The sequence below is a fragment of the Paenibacillus sp. HWE-109 genome (assembly GCF_022163125.1).
GTDB lineage: Bacteria > Bacillota > Bacilli > Paenibacillales > NBRC-103111 > Paenibacillus_E.
In genome coordinates this window covers 5374046-5392290 of record NZ_CP091881.1, presented here as the reverse complement: position 1 = coordinate 5392290, position 18245 = coordinate 5374046, and the positions used below count along the sequence as shown (strand labels likewise).

At 46.0% G+C, this 18245-nt stretch carries 12 protein-coding genes; 8 read left to right on the top strand and 4 right to left on the bottom strand.

Going from position 1 to position 18245, the window contains the following annotated elements; translation table 11 throughout:
- The first annotated feature begins 149 nt into the window (after positions 1 to 149).
- Both LOZ80_RS22975 and LOZ80_RS22970 read left to right on the top strand, forming a co-directional pair.
- Positions 150 to 2942: a discoidin domain-containing protein gene (locus LOZ80_RS22975; RefSeq protein WP_238166881.1), complete on the top strand. Its 2793-nt coding sequence runs from the start codon at positions 150 to 152 to the stop codon at positions 2940 to 2942.
- 24 nt (positions 2943 to 2966) lie between these two features.
- Complete coding sequence (locus LOZ80_RS22970; protein WP_238166880.1) at positions 2967 to 4175, top strand: glycosyl hydrolase family 95 catalytic domain-containing protein; 1209 nt, start codon at positions 2967 to 2969, stop codon at positions 4173 to 4175.
- Positions 4176 to 4277: 102 nt separating this feature from the next.
- Here the strand turns inward: LOZ80_RS22970 and trhO are convergent, their stop codons facing one another.
- Positions 4278 to 5183 (bottom strand): oxygen-dependent tRNA uridine(34) hydroxylase TrhO, encoded by a 906-nt coding sequence (gene trhO / locus LOZ80_RS22965; protein WP_238166879.1) that lies wholly within the window; start codon positions 5181 to 5183, stop codon positions 4278 to 4280.
- Positions 5184 to 5264: 81 nt separating this feature from the next.
- Positions 5265 to 9026, bottom strand: a complete 3762-nt coding sequence (locus LOZ80_RS22960; RefSeq protein ID WP_238166878.1) for a response regulator — start codon at positions 9024 to 9026, stop codon at positions 5265 to 5267.
- Positions 9027 to 9189: 163 nt separating this feature from the next.
- On the opposite strand from LOZ80_RS22960, the gene LOZ80_RS22955 reads away from it, so the two are divergent.
- The 4 genes from LOZ80_RS22955 to LOZ80_RS22940 all read left to right on the top strand — a co-directional run bounded on the left by LOZ80_RS22955 (position 9190) and on the right by LOZ80_RS22940 (position 13917).
- Positions 9190 to 10896 (top strand): methyl-accepting chemotaxis protein, encoded by a 1707-nt coding sequence (locus LOZ80_RS22955; protein WP_238166877.1) that lies wholly within the window; start codon positions 9190 to 9192, stop codon positions 10894 to 10896.
- A gap of 154 nt (positions 10897 to 11050) precedes the next feature.
- Positions 11051 to 11377: an SPW repeat domain-containing protein gene (locus tag LOZ80_RS22950; RefSeq protein WP_238166876.1), complete on the top strand. Its 327-nt coding sequence runs from the start codon at positions 11051 to 11053 to the stop codon at positions 11375 to 11377.
- A 162-nt stretch (positions 11378 to 11539) separates the two neighbouring features.
- Positions 11540 to 12991 (top strand): nicotinate phosphoribosyltransferase, encoded by a 1452-nt coding sequence (locus LOZ80_RS22945; protein WP_238166875.1) that lies wholly within the window; start codon positions 11540 to 11542, stop codon positions 12989 to 12991.
- Between the two features lie 86 nt (positions 12992 to 13077).
- A complete protein-coding gene (locus tag LOZ80_RS22940) occupies positions 13078 to 13917 on the top strand; it encodes an aldo/keto reductase (protein ID WP_238166874.1) in 840 nt (279 codons plus the stop codon).
- A 342-nt stretch (positions 13918 to 14259) separates the two neighbouring features.
- Here the strand turns inward: LOZ80_RS22940 and LOZ80_RS22935 are convergent, their stop codons facing one another.
- On the bottom strand, positions 14260 to 15054 hold the full coding sequence (locus tag LOZ80_RS22935) for a hypothetical protein (protein ID WP_238166873.1): 795 nt from the start codon (positions 15052 to 15054) through the stop codon (positions 14260 to 14262).
- A 147-nt stretch (positions 15055 to 15201) separates the two neighbouring features.
- Positions 15202 to 15414, bottom strand: a complete 213-nt coding sequence (locus tag LOZ80_RS22930) for a hypothetical protein (RefSeq protein ID WP_144028689.1) — start codon at positions 15412 to 15414, stop codon at positions 15202 to 15204.
- A 403-nt stretch (positions 15415 to 15817) separates the two neighbouring features.
- Here LOZ80_RS22930 and LOZ80_RS22925 point away from each other — a divergent pair, with 403 nt between their 5' ends.
- Both LOZ80_RS22925 and LOZ80_RS22920 read left to right on the top strand, forming a co-directional pair.
- Positions 15818 to 17284: a methyl-accepting chemotaxis protein gene (locus LOZ80_RS22925; protein WP_238166872.1), complete on the top strand. Its 1467-nt coding sequence runs from the start codon at positions 15818 to 15820 to the stop codon at positions 17282 to 17284.
- Positions 17285 to 17407: 123 nt separating this feature from the next.
- The gene (locus LOZ80_RS22920) at positions 17408 to 18199 is read left to right on the top strand and encodes a 3'-5' exonuclease family protein (protein ID WP_238166871.1); all 792 of its coding nucleotides are present in this window, start codon (positions 17408 to 17410) and stop codon (positions 18197 to 18199) included.
- The last annotated feature ends 46 nt before the right edge of the window (positions 18200 to 18245 follow it).

Sequence of the window (18245 nt, the reverse complement as noted above, 5' to 3'; positions counted from 1 at the left end):
GAAGGAGGGATAATAAATCTTTCAGGGTACGGCGATGACGATATGGTTCTGACACAAGAGCTTGGCTGCTGAGACGTGCTTTCTGATTTAGATTGGCTGAGGAGCTTCAGGCAGAGCCTCGGCAAACCCCAAATCGAGGAGGTTATTTAATGTTCAAAGAAAAGAGAAAATTGAAACAGGCTTATAGGAAAATGATTGCAGGATTATTAGCAGCGTGTATGTTCGCATCTCTTCAAACCAATTTCGCATTTGCGTCGCCGAATGAACAATCATTGACAAGATTGCCGGGTGTTGTTGTAACGGCGAGCAGCAATTTGTATAAGAACAATTCCGGCAAAACGATTGACGGTAACGTCTCTGGAGATAACTATACCTGGATATCCAACCACAATGTGAGGCCGCACTGGTTGAAGATTCAACTTCCTTCAGAGAAAAGTATCTCCAAGTATGTGCTTCACCACTATGGCGTATTTGGAGACAAGAGCTTAAACCCGCAGAGTTTCAAAGTAAGCGTAAGCATGGACGATGTCAACTGGACTCAGGTGGATCAGGTGGAACGCAATATCTATGATGTCACGCAGCGTACGCTTTCAACGCCTGTTACGGCTCGTTATTTTAAAGTAGAGTATATCAGCCCGGAGCAAAGCGGATCCGGAGGCGGTACCGAAGCTCGACTGGCCGAAATCGAGCTCTTCAGCAGCAGCGATGCCGTAAGCACATTGTATAATAAGGCGCCGGTCCTTACCTTGAATAATCGGACAGTCGGCTACACAGGCGAACCGGTCAATTGGTATGCCGATGGCGCAACCGCTCCGATCGCTTACAAGGGAGGGGTTGATTATACGCAAATTCCTTTAAAGTATCTGTATAAAAGACGTGGCACGCTCGATCCTTTTACGGAAACGGCCCCATCCCAAATCGGGCAGTATGATGTAAAGGCTGTATTTCCAGGAAATGAAACGTATAACAGCGCGGAGAGCAATGTCGCCCTTCTCACGATAACCAAAGCAACCATTAAACTTTCTCTGGAGAGCCAGTCCTTCACCTATACAGGAATTAATGTTCCAATGACAGGGGGGGTATCGTATCCGATCCAAGTCCCTTATATTTATAAATATAAGGCGCTAACACCTGGTGCGACATGGAAAAACGCGCCTCCGATCGAGGTCGGCACTTATATGGTGAAAGCCGATTTTGCCGGAAATGATTTTGCTCTTGGTGCCGAAAGCAATGAAACGACGATGAAAATCGTTCCGGCATCCACAAAAGTCAATTGGCCGGAATTAAACACACTCTTGTCAGGACTCACGGCCAAACAAAATACGCCAGTTGATACGGTTATTAACGGTAAATATATGACTTCGGGTATGTTGATGGGCAATGGAACCTTTGGTGTTGTCTCAGATGCCTTAAGAAATCAGCAAAGCTACTTCCTTGCCAGCGGAAACGCGTGGAGTTATAAAAAAATTATGAATGCCCGGTTGACATTTGCAAACGGAGATCCTATAGTTCCATCCCCTCCTAGTCCTCCACCTCCATTTACATTTGACTCTTCTAATTCTATTTTAATTAATAATCAGAAAGATAATGAGGCGAATCCACAAAATTATAGTCCAGCCTATGCATTTGATTCGAATGAGGGGACGGAGTGGATATCATATTCGCAAAAAGTTTCCCAAACAACCGGATTGCCGCGTCCTCTGGAAAAGTGGGTCAGTGTTCAAGGAAGAGAGCCATTCACATTCAACAAGATTGAACTCAAGCATCATAGCGTACTTTTTCCAGATGAAGTGAAGTATAACCTCTATAATTATGATATCCAGACTTCCAATAATGGTGTAAATTGGACAACAATTAAAAGTGTAACAGGCAGTGTGTATTCGTCTGTTTATAGCAATACGTTTGATTTTGCTGCGCCGATTACCACCAAATACTTGAGGGTAGACACAACAACGCCTGTAAATCCGCAATATGCAACTCTGCATTTTCCCAACGATATGACCTCCGCGCGTATTACGGATATTAATTTGTATAATAACGGATCCAATGTGATCAATCCTCCTAAGTTGGATAACGGACGTTTCTCGCATGAACGCGACATTTTGAATGCCGAAATCCGCAGCAAGATGGAGTATAACAGCAATTTGGTCAGCTATAAGACTTGGGTGGCGGACGACCAGAATGCCATGTTTACGAATGTTACCTTGGACAGTTCATCTTCCGGTCCGCAGAAAGTAAAAATCCAATTGAGTAGTCCGACAACTGAAGGAGTTGTCAATGCAACGGGAACCGACAGGAATGTGATTTGGTTGACCCGAGATAACGAAACAGGATTTGTGTTTCGGGGAGCAACGGCAACCAAAGTAATCAAGGGCAACTATCAGTTGGGAGCGGACAACGTGATTATGTTGACACTGAATCCTGGAGAGACTGCGAAAATCGCTACTGTGTTGTATACGCACAGCGGATTGAAAGTGCCAGCTGGAATTGGTTCCATTCTCGTTAACAAAGATTTAACGACAGTGAAAAATATTGCTTTACAGAAATTAAATGCGATAACGGAAGCATCGATCGATACAGCCCGTGCCTATCATCTGAACTGGTGGAAAAATTATTGGTTGAAATCATATGTGAAATTAGACGACCCAGTCATACAGAATTATTATTACACTACGCTCTATATACTGGGATGCGCTATTCGTCAAACGCCAGATTGGGCCGAGCAGCCGAATGTGGTAGGCGGTTTAAACGGCCTATTCAACACGAATGATACTTCAGCAGCCGATGGCCATGCCGTTTTGAACTATAACTATGAAGCGCCATTCTATGGGGTGCATTCCAGCAACCGCACGGATATGCTTCAGCCTTATTACGCTGATGCTGTGAATTCTCTAAGTTTTGAGCAACAAAGAACGGCTGCGAGAGGATATCAGGGCACTTAAGCCGACAGGCACACGCTGCCAATAATGGCTTTCTACGGGAAATTGGATCCAGCGCCAGTTGCAAGTGAAAGAATCCCCCAATTATCAAGTGACCAAAAGACTAACGTTGCTTTGTTCACCCGAGCCTTGGAATGGGATTGGCTGTATAACAGGGATGACGAGGATCTGAAAAGGTTTATTTATCCTGCTATTAAACAAGTGGTACAATTTTACTGTGATTTTGTAGTGAAAAAAGAAGACGGTAAATATTGGGTTTATAATAGTGCAAATAACGAAGGGGGATGGAATATCAATGCTTCCATGGACATGGGGTATATCCGTTCAACTTTCAGAGACTTTATGGAAATGGCGCAGCGTTTGAATGTCGATGCAGATTTGGTTGCCAAATGCCAGGAGGTACTTGCCAACCTGTCTCCGATTCCGACAAGCACGAACAACCCGACGACCGTAAGCCAATTAGCTGCACTTGGCTTCAGCCATAACAAGGAGATTTTTGTAGGCGGTGTTGAGAGCGCTAATCCAATTCAAGTTAAATACTATGATTTACCATGGGCTGCTTACATCTCGAATAACAACCAGCCTGTTGTCATGGAAGGCTCCGTTCATCCAAGTGAATTGATCAACATAGGTTCAGACCCTGCGCTTCTTCAAATTGCCAAGGATACCTTCGATTATGGCGATTATTTGAATCCGCATTTCAATGGCGGCACACTTAATGGTTTTTCAAAGTCGTACACCGTTGCTGCAAGAATAGGAGTTGATGCTGATCTTTTAACCGATCGTTTCCATAAAACGCTAAACATGATCTACAATAGCAAGAAGTTCTATGACAGCGGTGCCTCTTATGAAAATAGCGGTGCGCTGGAAAGTGTCAACAGCATGCTGCTGCAGAACGAGTTGAATGACATTTCCGGAGGAACGTTCGAAATGCGTCTATTCCCGGCATGGAGTAAGAACGTTGATGCCAAGTTTGTTACCTTGCGCGCGAAAAACGCATTCCGTGTTTCGAGCGAACTGAAAAACGGAAAAGTGCTGTCAGCCGAAATCATCAGCGACGTGGGTAAATCAGTTACCCTGGTATCTCCATGGGCGAATGGCATCGTTGTTAAAGACAAAAACGGTATTACGGTCCCAGCAACACGAGGTACCACGAGACATACAAACGAGCTTGCCTATACGTTCAACACCGTTGTCAATGGTGTATATACCATTACAGAAGCACCTGCAAACTAGTACGTAATAAAAATGCCGCTATCTGGATTCCGGCCAGATAGCGGCATTTTTAATGCATGCAGATGGTCACCTATTTATGAAAGGCTCTCGATAAGAACGCCTTTAAGCCTCAAGTGAGCTAAGCGTCTTCTCCTCGCACTCCTTGGAGCAGAAGCTGTTGTGCTCCTCTTCACAGGCTTCGCAGCAGATGTGCTTCAAATGGCAGAGATCGTTCGCACAGTTAATGTAGCGATCTTCGGCCGTTCCGCAGTGGTAGCATTTGCCAACCACAATATCTTCGTCAGTCCGGTTGATGGGGACTGAGATCCGTTCGTCGAAGACGTAGCATTTGCCGTCGAAAAGCCGGCCTTGCACTTCTTCGTCTTTCCCGTAGCTGACAATACCGCCATCGAGTTGGTAGACGTCTTTGAAGCCTTCCTGAATAAGGAATCCGGATAGCTTCTCGCAGCGGATTCCGCCTGTGCAGTAAGTCAGAATCGGTTTATCCTTGAAGTCCTGCAGGTTGGTGCGAATCCACTCCGGGAATTCTCTTGTCGTTTCAACTTCCGGACGAATAGCGCCGCGGAAATGGCCGATGTCGAATTCATAATGATTGCGGCCATCAAGGACAATAACATCCTCTTGCAACAGTTTTTCGTAGAATTCCTTAGGCTTCAGATGAGTGCCGGTTAATTCATTCGGATTGACATCTTCCTCCAAGCGGAAGGTGACGAGTTCCTTTTTCGGGCGAACGAACAGCTTTTTGAAAGCATGGCCTTCACTCTCATCTATTTTATAAACCATATCTCGAAACTGAGGGACTTGGCGCATCATAGCCATGTAAGCATCAGTTTGCTCCACAGTCCCCGAAAGCGTACCATTGATACCTTCCGGAGCAATCAGGATGCGTCCTTTGATGCCAAGTTTTTTGCAATAAGCCAAATGTTCACGGGCTAACGCCTCGTGGTCCATAATGGTGACGAATTTATAATACAACAAAATGCGGTAAGGAGCGCTTTGTACTGTCATGATTAAACCACCTATACGTATAAATTACCTGCTAAGGAACAGAAGAACCTATGCATATAGTGACATAAATCAGCACATTTTTCAATCAACAAGCAGATTTTGGATCTTAAGCATCACAACGTCTAAGACGAAAGTGAGTGATTGAAGTTGATTCTCTATCAGGATCGTTTGAATGTCATCCGGTTCTTCTTTGACTTGTTTGAGCCTATCTTCCAGTAAAGTTGCCGCGGCAAACACGCGATTGGCAGACAGGTTGCTTGAAGAACCCCGCAAGGCATGCAAGAGGCTGATCGCCTCTTCATAATTTCCATTTTGTATCTGCTGGGTGAGATGTTCACTGACAGAGGCGGACTGTGTTAAGAACTTTCGCAGCATGCCTTGATAGATGTCTGTTTTTCCCCCGACTCTACTTAGTCCTTCCGCCGTATCTAGATCAAGCCCCGCCATTTGTTTGCTTTGCTGCAGGAATGTTTCTACAACGGTGAATAATCGGTCTGGAATAATTGGTTTAGAGATCACCTCATTCATACCGGCGCGTAGACATGCCAAGCGTTGTTCCGTAGTGGAATCAGCCGTTACGGCAATAATCGGAATCTGACTCCACTGAGGTTGAAGACGAATGAGCTTGGTCGTTTCGATACCATCAAGGCCAGGCATGTGAATGTCCATCAAGATGAGGTCATAGCGGGTAATCTCCAAAGCCTGCAAAGCTTCTAAACCGCCTGGTGCTATCTGGACGTCACAATGCATGTTCTCGAGCAGTGTGCGGGCAACCACTTGATTAATTTCATTGTCTTCAACCAACAGAATACGGGGTTTGGCGTGCAAGTCTTCTGTTGATTGCTCCTGTATAGGGGGAGGTGAGCTTAACTCTTCGGATGGCGGGGAGTTGGTCAACGTTTGTAAAGTTTGATAAAGAACACTTTTTGAGATGGGTTTAACCAAAATGGCAGTTGGCATAGATTGCGCCGGGAGCATTTCCAATGCATCCCGTCCGGGCAGCGTTGTGTAGATGATCGTTTTGATTCTTTGGTGTTTGCTTGCCTCGAGCATGTCCAGCCACACTTCTTCCCCGTACATATCGGCAGCTTCCATATCCAGGATGAGCAGATCGATAGGTATGACCTCGATAGCTCTTCTTGCTTCTTTCCACGTATGGACACCTGCGGCTTCTATACACATCGTTTGGAGCATATGGACAAGTACGCGATTCAGTTCAGAATGATCCTCCACAATAAAGGTGCGAAGCGGGAAGCGTTGCAAAGTTTTCATAGGTTCGTGGCAGAAAGCAAAGGGCAGAATGATTCGGAATTCACTGCCTGATAATGGATGACTAGTCACCTCGATGGTGCCGCCCATATTTTCGATAATATTTTTGGAAATAACCAGTCCAAGACCGGTACCGCCGAATTTGCGGCTTGCCACTTCGTCGGCTTGAACAAAAGGTTGGAAGAGCATGGCGATCTGTTCGTCATTCATCCCGATACCTGTATCCAGGATAGTGAAGCGAATATGAACTTCCTCTTCCCCTAGCTGCTCCACGCGAACCTGTAGGCTGACTGTGCCTTGATCTGTGAATTTTATCGCATTCGAAGTGATATTGAGAAGCACTTGATACAGCCGCAGGGAATCGCCAATAAGTCCAAGCGGAACTTGGTCATGGATATCGCAAATGAAATCAACGGGTTTGTGACCGAGCAAGACGCTTAGCGTTTCACATACGCGATCAATCGTTTCATCTAAAAGAAACTCACGATGCTCAATGGCTAGCTTGTCTACCTCGAGTTTGGAGAAATCCAAAATATCATTGATGATTTGGGAAAGAGCCAGAGAGGATCTGGTTATTTTACTCATATAGTCCTTCTGAAGAGAGGACATTGTTGTACGCTCCATCAAGTGGGATAATCCGACGATGCCATTCAAAGGTGTTCGAATTTCATGGCTCATTCGGGCAAGGAAAATACCCTTCGCCAAATTGGCTTCATCTGCTTCTTGTTTCGCTCGAATAAGCTCATCTTTTGCTTGTATGCGATCTGTGATATCCCGCGTGATGGCAGAGAAATAGTGCGCTTCTTTGTCCGTGGGGCAGTGCGGCACGATAATGATAGAAAGAAACATTTGGCGTTGCTCTCTCGTTAACACTTCGGCCTCAAATTCCCAGAAGCCCTCCTGAATGGCTGTTTCCAGACCTTTATCAAAGTTGATATCATCGTTCATAATTTCAACGAGGTCGTTGAAATGCTTTTCGGAGGTGTCGCCTTCCGCTACTCCTATAGAGCTTCTGCCAGCCTGATTCATATAGAAGATAAAGCCATCCATGTCAAACGAAATAATCGCGTCCCGCGCGCTTTCTACAATGGTCAGGAGTCGCTGTTTCGTTTCGTTGCTTTCTTTAATATCGCTGATATCCCGAGCGATGAAGACGTACCCTTTCAAATCGCCGCTTGGATGCGTAATGCCGCTTACACTTAATTGAACGTAGATGCGGCTGCCATCTTTGTGATGCCAGATCCACTCGGTATCTTCTTTCAATTGACGCAGGGTTCGAATAACGAGCGCCGTGCAGTCCGCTGGTACATATTCTCCTAGTTCCGCAGAATATTTCGCAGCTCGCTCTGTTAGTTGCTCTTGGTCAAGCCATAAGTATGGGGTAGCCTGTTTATGCACTTCAGCGAAAGAATAGCCTAGAAGTTCTGCGGCTCTGCTATTGATATGATTGATCGTAAAATTGGGATCGGTGACAATCATGGCATAATTATTGTGATGAATGAAAGCTTCGAACGGCTCGAAGAGTTCTCTTAAATTCTCGATCATGCCATTCACGGAATGAGCAAGCGCGCCAAGATCATCCTTGCTTTTAATTTCCAAAGGTTTGATATAAAAGTTGCCTGCCGCGACAGACTCTGTCACATGTAAAATTTGCTTGATTCGTTTAATAATGAGTGTATTGGCGGTCAAATAAATAAGCAGAAAAATAATCGCGGCAGCCAACAAAATTAAGCAGATTGTTGACCATAACAGCGGGCTGGTAGGCGCTTCAAAAGCAGATACGGGCATGGAGTAAGCCAAGTACCAGTCTAGTTTAGGGACATTGGCATAAAACCAGCGAGCTTTTTGACCGCCATCGTAAGCTTCATCCAAGAAGCCGGCATTTTGTTGAAGCGCTTTGTCAAAAGCAGGAGTCAATCTAGGATATTGGCTGAAAATATTGAAGTCCAAAATTTGTGAAGTGTCCGTGTGAAATAAAATGAGTCCTTCGCGATTAACGATCAGAATCTCACCTTTCTCCAGCGGGGGATGGAGATGTTCGAGAAACGTTTGTTCTGCATCCAGCGTGAAATCAACATATCCTGTAACTTGATTATTGTCACTAAATACGGGGGTTATGATTGAAATGAGATATTTCCCGGATAATTTGCCGAAATGAGGATCGGAGAGACAGGTTTTCCCTTGCAGGACATCTTGGAATCTTTGTTCATTCTGGATATTGAGCGTCGCGCCTGTTGTGAGCGTTAATTGGCCGTTAAGATCTACGATCCCCATGGAATAGAAACGCTTCCCGCCTGTTTCTAACTCTTCCCTTAAGTAGCTGAGTTGTTCGGCCTTGGATCCGTGCTTCATGACACTTACTCGACTAACAAGCTCAACTTCAGCAACTCGAATAGAAAGAAAGTCGTACAAATTTTGCGCGGAATTGGTGACGGAGGAAATGGATTGTTCCTTCAACTGATCGATTAGTTTATTTCTGGAAAGTACATAATTCGTAATCCCTACGACAGCTATCGAGATGGAAGTGATCAGCACAAGAAGAGCGACAAGCTTGAAGCGCAAGGAAGATGACATGATTTACCTCCGGCAATTGTCCAAATGTTAGGAAAACTCATAATTTCTACATGAATATAAGGGAAGTGATCTAAAGAATGCCCCGTATACTAGTAAAAAACAGGATGATTTGAGTATACAACATAGTTCGATCATTCATTCATCATTTGGGGGGGATTTACGTATGAGGCTTACTGTACGAACTAAAATGATTACGGTGTTCACGATCATCTTTCTTCTGGTCGGAGGGTTAAGTTACACAGATATGAGCAGGATGGGTGCATTGAAAGACAGCAATAAGATGATTGCGAATGATTGGATGAAGGGCATTCAAATTATTGAGCTTATTCATTACAACTCTGAGCATTTATTGACCCTGTACTATCAAAAAAAATTAGAACCGGATACGAAGAAACATGAGCCGATCGATGCGGGCCTTGTTGCGACAATGGGAGAAATCGACAATTTGTTAGTGAAGTATAAAGAAACCATTTCTGGTGACGAGGAAAATAGTAAATTCAATCAACTCAATCAGGATTGGGAAGATTTTAAAACGTCATTTTTGAAAAACAAACAGCTTTCCACGGACCCGACCAAAGCCAAGGAAGCAGTGGAAAGTCTGCAAGTCATGTCAACGGCATTCGGGAAAGCGCAAAAAACAATGGCTGATCTTGTGAAGTATAATCAAGAAGGCGGGCTGTCGGCAGAACAACATGGTAATGATTTGTACAACCAGAGTGTAAAGATTTCGCTTACGGTGTTAAGTATCATCGTGCTCTTCATGTTGGTTGCTTGCTATGTGCTGGTTCGCAATATCTCTACGCCGGTTCGCAAAGCTTCGCAAGCATTGAACCGGATTGCGAGTGGTGACCTGACCATTGAGCCTATTATCATCAAAAATAAAGACGAGATTGGTGATCTGGTCCATTCTGTTAATCAGATGGTGGAACACTTGCGCTACTCTGTTACCCAAATGCTGCATGCTTCGAATAGTGTCGCTGCCTCCTCCCAGCAGTTGTTTGCCAGTTCAGAGCAGAATGCATCGGCTTCCAATCATGTGGCGCAGTCTGTTCAGGATTTCGCAACAGGTGCCGATGCACAGGCGCAGAGTTCGATGGAGTGCGGCAGAGCCATGGAGGAAATGTCCGTAGGCATTCAGCGGATTGCAGAGACGACTTCTGATGTATCAGATTTATCGCTCTCGGCTACGCAGCTTGCGGAGCAAGGAACGCATTCCATGGAGCGTGTTGTAAGTAAAATGCAGTCAGTTAGCGGATCTGTGGATGCAGCGAATAAGGTCATTCAGGAGCTTGAAAAGCATTCCCAGAGCATTGGACAAATCTCTACCTTAATTGGGAACATTGCATCGCAAACGAATCTTCTTGCCTTGAACGCAGCGATCGAAGCAGCGCGTGCTGGCGAGAGCGGCAAAGGCTTCGCTGTTGTAGCCGGAGAAGTTCGGAAGCTGGCTTCTCAGACCGATGATTCGGTACGGGATATCACCACGCTGATCAGCAGCATTCAGAGAGATTCCGTGCGTGCTGCCCAAGTGATGAACACTGGGCTTTCCGAAGTGCAAGAAGGCTTGAAAGAAGTGGGGATCGCGGAACAGGCCTTTGGCCAGATCGTTAGCGCTTCGCAAGAAGTGGCCAGCAAGATTCAAGAAACGGCCGCTGCCGCACAGCAAATGGCTGCGAGCTCCGAGCAGGTTGCCGCTACAGTAGCTAGCGTAGGCTCGGTAGCACAGCAAACCTCAGGTACAGCGCAGTCTGTCGCGGCGGCAACGGAAGAGCAATTGGCCTCAACAGAGGAAATTGCGTCATCCGCCAAAAGTTTGGCTTCCATTGCAACGGATCTGCATCAAGTTGTCAGTTCGTTCCGCATTTCATAAAAATATCTCAATTCCAGAGGGTACATACGAATATCTAATGAAATGCCTCTAACTGCCTATAAAAAAAGGCGAATAAGAGGCTTTTCTCTTTCACTATTTTGAAAGCGTTTGCATATACTATGTCATCTCGTAACCGTATTTCAGGAGGTGTAAGATGAATACGTATATGAAAAACTTATTATGCGCCTGCATTGGCATTTGGTTTCTAGTTAGTCCTTGGGTATTCGGTTTTCAAACCCAGCCGAACGCAATCTTTACCTGTGCACTGCTAGGGAGTTTGCAATTCGTCGCTGCCCTGCTCGCTTTGGGGAAATCCGGGAAAAAGGTTTGGCAAAATTGGGTGTGTCTGGTCATAGGTGCTTTATTTATTGTTGTTCCAAATGTGTTTCATTTGAATCTACTGGCCTTTACTTCCTTTGTCGTGCTTGGTTTTATGACGATTTTGACCAATTACTCCAATCTATTTCCGGAATACCAATAAGGATGGTATGGCCGATGTGTGATTGACATTTGGTTGGTTTATACTGGGGATATAGATAGAGAGAATGAAGGCTTGCGATTCCTGAATTGCCACTTTTGCAAGTCATCTTTTTGGGATGAATGGACAAGCCTGGAGAACTTCATGGGAATGGATGTGGAAAGGATGAATGGTATGACGGACAACTTAACGCTGCACACGGATAAATATCAAATCAATATGATGTACGCCCACTTTCTGCAGGGCACAGATAAAGAGAAAGCGGTTTTCGAGGTGTATTTTCGCAAGCTTCCCTTTGATGGGGGTTATGCGGTTTGCGCTGGTTTGGATCGCGTCATTCAATACATACAGAATCTTCATTTCGGTGAAGAGGAAATCGCTTATTTGCGGACACAGGAGGAGAATTATCGGGAAGATTTCTTAACGGCACTCCGCGCGTTTCGCTTTCGCGGGGACTTGCAAGCGATACCCGAGGGGACGCTAGTGTTTCCAAATGTGCCGCTCGTTCGCGTCGTGGGCACGATCTTCGAAGCTCAGCTTGTGGAGACGGCGATTCTCAACTTCGTGAACTACCAGACCTTGATCGCGACGAAAGCATCGCGAATCAAGCAGGTTGCGCCGCACGAGGTGCTGCTCGAGTTCGGCACAAGGCGCGCCCAAGAAGCGGATGCCGCGATCTGGGGCGCAAGAGCCGCTTATGTCGCGGGTTTCCACGCGACATCGAATCTGCGTGCCGGGATGCTGTTCGGCATCCCGACAAGAGGCACCCACGCCCATGCGTGGGTGCAGGCGCATGACACGGAAGAGGAAGCCTTCCGTGCGTACGCAGAAGCGCTGCCGGAGCAGGTGACGCTTCTGGTGGACACCTACGACACGCTGCGCAGCGGCGTGCCGAATGCCATCAAGACGGCGCGGCTGCTCGCAAGCCGCGGCAAGCGCATGAACGCCATTCGCCTCGACAGCGGCGATTTGGCGTATTTATCGCAGCAGGCCAGGCGCATGCTGGATGAAGCGGGCTTTCCCGAGGTGAAGATTGTCGCATCCAATGATTTGGATGAGAACATCATCGAGGGGTTGAAAGCCCAAGGGGCCAGAATCGACGTCTGGGGCGTCGGGACCCAGCTCATTACCGCCGCCGACCAACCCGCGCTAGGCGGGGTCTATAAGCTTGTGGCGCGGGAGAAGAACGGTGAGTTCATCCCGGTCATCAAGATTTCGGGCAATCCCGAGAAGGTGTCGAATCCAGGCTTCAAGGCAGCTTATCGCATTATCAGTAAGAAAACTGGCAAAGCGGAAGCGGATTATTTGGCTCTTCAGCAAGAGGAGGATATTCAGCGCGGCGACCGAATCAAGCTGTTTGACCCCGTCCATCCTTATATTTTCAAATTTATCGATAACTATGAAGCGGTTCCTCTGCTTGCGACTATTTTCACGGCGGGCGAGCTTGTTTATGAACGACCTTCCTTGGATGAGATTCGTGCCTATCACGCTGAGCAAATGCGAATATTCTGGCCGCAATATCTCCGCAAGCTGAATCCGGAAGGCTATCGCGTGAACTTAAGCGCAGCATTGTGGAAGCTCAAAATGGATTTGATCCACGCGCATACGATTATGTAAACAGAGCCAAAAATGGTAAACTAGTAGGAAGCGCACTCTTCCTAGAGCCGTCCTATTCTTATACTCATATTGGAGGTAATCTGTTTATGACATCTCATGCAAATCAAGCATTGACGGAAGGCGTCATCCTCAATAATGGCGTACATATGCCCTGGCTCGGCCTTGGGGTTTACAAAACCCAGGAAGGTCAGGAAGTCATTCATTCTGTGAAAACAGCCCTTGAACTGGGGTATCGCAGCATTGATACAGCGGCCATTTATCGCAATGAAGAAGGTGTTGGACAAGGGTTGCGAGAAAGCGGCGTGCCGCGTGATGACATTTTCGTAACGACGAAGGTGTGGAATGCAGACCAAGGTTATGAATCAACGCTGCAAGCGTTCGATGCCAGCCGGCTGCGGCTCGGTTTGGAAACGATTGATTTGTACTTGGTGCACTGGGCGGTTACCGCCACTTACCGGGAGACTTGGAAAGCCCTCGTTCATTTGCAAAAGGAAGGTTTTGTGCGCGCAATTGGCGTAAGCAACTTCCAAATTCATCATCTGCAGCAAATTATTGAAGATACAGGGGTCATCCCTGCTGTGAATCAAGTGGAATATCATCCACAGTTAGCACAAAAAGAGCTGCTCGCTTATACGCGTGAGCATGGCATTCAGCTGGAAGCTTGGAGTCCGCTGATGCAGGGTAAACTCGATGTGCCAGTACTGCATCAGCTGGCTGACAAATACGGCAAATCTCCGGCACAAATTGTGCTGCGGTGGGATATCCAGCATGGTGTCGTCACCATTCCGAAATCAGTTACGGAGCATCGCATTCGCGAGAATGCCGCTATTTTTGACTTCGAACTAAGCTCTGAGGATATAGCTCTTATTGATTCGCTTAATGAGAACAAGCGAATTGGCCCTGATCCCGATCACGTAACTTTCTAAGTGAACTCATATTCTCGAATTGTAAAGAACCTAGCCGCAGGCTAGGTTCTTTGGGAATAATTGGGTGGATTTAAGGAGTTCCCCTTTCTCGATTATAGCAAAATGTGTCATGATCGCGAGTTTGAGGGAACTACAGTGCGCTATAATTCTGAAAACCGCCATATTCCACGCCAGAGGGAACTACGATCCGCTATGTCATCATTTCCCGGTTGGAATCTGCAGGTTCCGCTTAAATAGCGGAGCTCAGTTCCCTTTCATGCTACGTTTCCCCCAGTTCCCGCCATTTAGCGGATCATAGTTCCTTTTCACACGACGCTCTCTGTCATGGCAAAGCCGCTTTTTTCATTTCAACAAAGCAATCATCTGGAACACTTCGCGGTAATCGCCCGGAAGCGTATAATCGGCGACTCTGAGCTGGGAAGAGCCATCCCCGTCGAGGAAAAGCCCGTCGACCAACTGCCCGTTCCCTACCTGCTCCAGTACAGCTGTGCGGAATTGCTCACCAGTACAAGGTGTTGGTGAAACGATCAGATAGACGTTGTTGTTGTGATCATAGACGATGCCTGAACGCATTCGCTTCTCATCGATGACCGGCATCTCTTCGGATACGGCTTGAGCGGCCCAGCCTTCCGGATCTCGAAGTCCCATGCTGACCCCGCCCTGGGCCCAATAATGATTACGGTCCATGACTTTCAGATCCTTCGCATTTTCAACGACTTGAATGGTAAAGGTTTGGGCCTTCTCATCCCAGACGAGCGTTCCGCGTTTGCGGTCAATATTAAACCAACCAGAGCCGTAGTCCTCGGGTTGTCCTTTGACAGGAAGATCATTAATGACAGCGATACTCAGAAGATAGCCTTCCCAGAAAAAACCGCCATTGATCCCGTTAATCTTGGTATCTACGACATTCGAAGCAATCGCTTTAAGTCCGATGTTCTCAGGCGGCGTGCGAATGCTATGGATCTTCACGCCATTGCTGGCTTGGCTGATGCTATACGCAGAGTATGGCGGATTCGGGGTTGTTTTCACCCAGAGATGGATGCCTATAATAAGGGTCCATATGAAACTAGCAATCATAATAAGGAGGTAAATCAGTACGTAAGCTGCAGGTCTTTTGGCAAGATGAGTTAACGGCATGAGGGCAACTCCTAATCTCTTGAATCAGCTTATTTCTATTAGTCTATGAATCTTATTATAGAATATTCTATATTAACCAAAAAAGCCCTTCCGACAAGTGAAATATCACTTAGCGAGAGGGCTTTATGCGTATGTAGGAATCGTGTGTTAAAAAATCGGGATTCTGGCTTTGTTGCCATCTTTCGCATATAAAATCGCTTCCGAACTAAACAAATCAACACGTTCTACGGAATGAACCAAGTTCATCGTTGTGAATTTGTTATAACGAAGAGCGTTGATCAGAGAGGGAATTAATTTGTGGTCCGTTCCAATGAAATTAACAGAAATCGGCTTTTTATTGAATAAAATATTCATTCTCACTTACAACTCATCTCCTTCAAGAAAATTAATTCAAATGAATTAGATACTAAGAATAGCATCTCTTTTATCTGATGTCCGTCGATTGGCGTTGTCGGAATCACACTACTTTTGTCGTGAGTGCGAAAGGTAATGGCCGTGTTGACAGGTATTCAGCTTACCGATATGTTAATGTATTGTTATGTATTCTGACATATGCTAAAATAATGTAAATTGGTGTCGAATTTACCATTTTTGGCCCCGTTAATCGGGATTTCCTTTCACAATGGCGTGGAGGATTTGTGAGCAATGATGCTCTAAAAACTGAAATTAAGCAGTTGACGAAGGTTCTTTGTCGTGCTTAATGCAGTGTTTAGGGCTTTTAGTCATTGTGCATTAAGGATAATTTATACTGGAGGTGGCTCGAATGAAGCTTTTTAGCTCTTCTGCAAGTCGATGGATGGAGGAAAAATTGTTCAATGTCGCGGCAGGTGACTTGAGTATGAATCTTTCGTCCAAAGGCAATCGTCATGGTTTGATCGCTGCCTTCAAAAAAGCGATAAGCAGTTTGAAAGGGATGATTCGGGTCGTTCATCAATCCTCCCAATATTTACACGTAAAGATGGAAGATATGAGCTTACAATCCGTTGTTATTGCCGAACAAGTGGGTGGAGTTACGAGCACGGTTAGGGAAATTGCCATTGGGATGCAGGATACTTCGGAGACGATTTACCTTATGGCTGAGGATATGAACCGGATTCATCATGTCATTCAAGATCTGGGACAAAGCAATCGTGGAGTGGTTCAAGATGCACATCTTTTCTCAGAGAAAGTAACGGCCGGTAAAAAGGACATTGTCTCCTCGAAGGAGCAAATGCAGCGAATTTCAGGTAATAGTTCGAGCATTTATGAAGGCATGCAGCAGCTCAACCTTACAATTAAGCAAATTACTGGTATCGTCAAGCAAATAAAAGAGATTTCGAATCAAACACAGTTGCTCGCATTGAATGCTAATATCGAAGCGGCTCGCGCTGGCGAACAAGGAAAAGGGTTTGCTGTGGTAGCAAGTGAAATTTCCAAATTAGCTGTGCAAACACAGCAGGCTACGAGTACGATTAACGATCAAATTATTTCTGTAACAAGCAATGCGCAAGGGTTAAAGGAAGGCATTGACAAGATGAGAGATGCGGTAAGTTCGGGGGTTGAAACGATGGACGCTTCCGTGCGCGAATATGATGATATGACTTTGTTCCTTGATCGGATTCTGAGCCAAATGAACGAAATGGAGGGGCGTTTCGAAACGATGATGAAAGACAGTTTCTCGGTTTCGGACTCTTTGAATCAAACATCAGCCATGATTGAGGAAGTTGCCGCAGGCTGTCAAGAGGTTCTTGCATCAACGGAAATTCAGCAGCAGCATATTCTGCGAATGAACGATTCGATGCAGGAGACAACACAAAAAAGCCTCTCGCTTCGATCCGTTATCTCACAATTCAAGCTGCCTGATCTGAAAGATTCGCACCCGCTGCAACAAGAAATAGATGATTGGATGGCGGGTGCGCTCGCGATGAGGGCTATTATGGTAGCCATGATTGACTCTCGGGATATCGCCAAAATCCGATATTGGAATCAGCAGAAGGTATTGAAAGAACTTGAGATTTCGGCATGTTTCGAAAAGTTGGAAAGGAAATCCGTCACTCATAGAGATCGCGATTATTATCATGCGCTAAGTAAAAGCTGGCAAGCGTTTAGCGTGGTCAGAGATCAGAATGCCAGATGGATGCTGGAGACTCAATATGATAAAGCAAAGAATGGCTTGGTTAATCAAGGGAGAGAACGTTTTAAGCATGCGATGGATGTCGTGAATGAATGGATGGAACAAGAAAAGGAGTGATGCGATCTGTTCGCAGCTCCTTTTTTTTAATTGTATCCCTCTTACCATCTGCTTGCCACATTCGCCTTGTATAGTGAAGTTGTAAGCAAGACCACTACCCTATAACGAAGAGGAGCAAACCAAATGAAAAAATCTTTGATTACGCTAAGTATCATCAGCACGTTGTCTTTAACCATTCTAGGTGGGGCTGTTGTGCTGGCACAAGATCCTCTCCAAGGAAATGCAGCAGATGAGATAACCTCCGTTTCTCCCAAGCCAAATGCAGCGAATGACGGATTGAATTGTGATAAAAATCAAGACGGCCATCCTGCCAACCAACCACGGCTTAAAGCGGGTGAGCGGCCAAAAGGCGAGAAACCAGCTCCTCGGGGAGGTGCGGGAGCGGTGACGCCAAGTGCTCCACCTAGTGACAGCAATTCCGAACAAGCAGCTAACACGGTAGTAATCTCAGGCGGCTTCCAAACAGATCCTCAGGATAAAGGCCGGCCGGTAGTACTTATTGCAGCAGCTTTAGGAGTTCCGACGGAAGTATTCAGAGAGGCATTTAGCGGTGTAACACCTGCTGGTTTGGATAGAGGGCCAACATCCGAAGAAGCTCAGAAAAACAAAGCTGCTCTGCTCAAAGTGCTTGCCCCATACGGCATTACGAATGAACGTTTGGATGAAGTATCCAACTATTATCGCTATAATGGCAAAGGCGGTGGTCTATGGTCGCATACCCAAGCGACTGCAACGTTAACGGTAACAGATGGCGTAGTGACGGGCATTACGATCACGAATCCAGGCTCGGGGTATTCCTCCAATCCGGTCATTTCAGTGATGGGTCCGAATGGGAAAGTGACGGCAACGGCAGAAGTCGTGTACACGAAGGATTTTAAAACAAATGGCAGTATCTCTTCGATCAAGTTGAATTAATAGATAGGGAATAAAGTTCATGACATCAGGGTGGATGACTTGAACT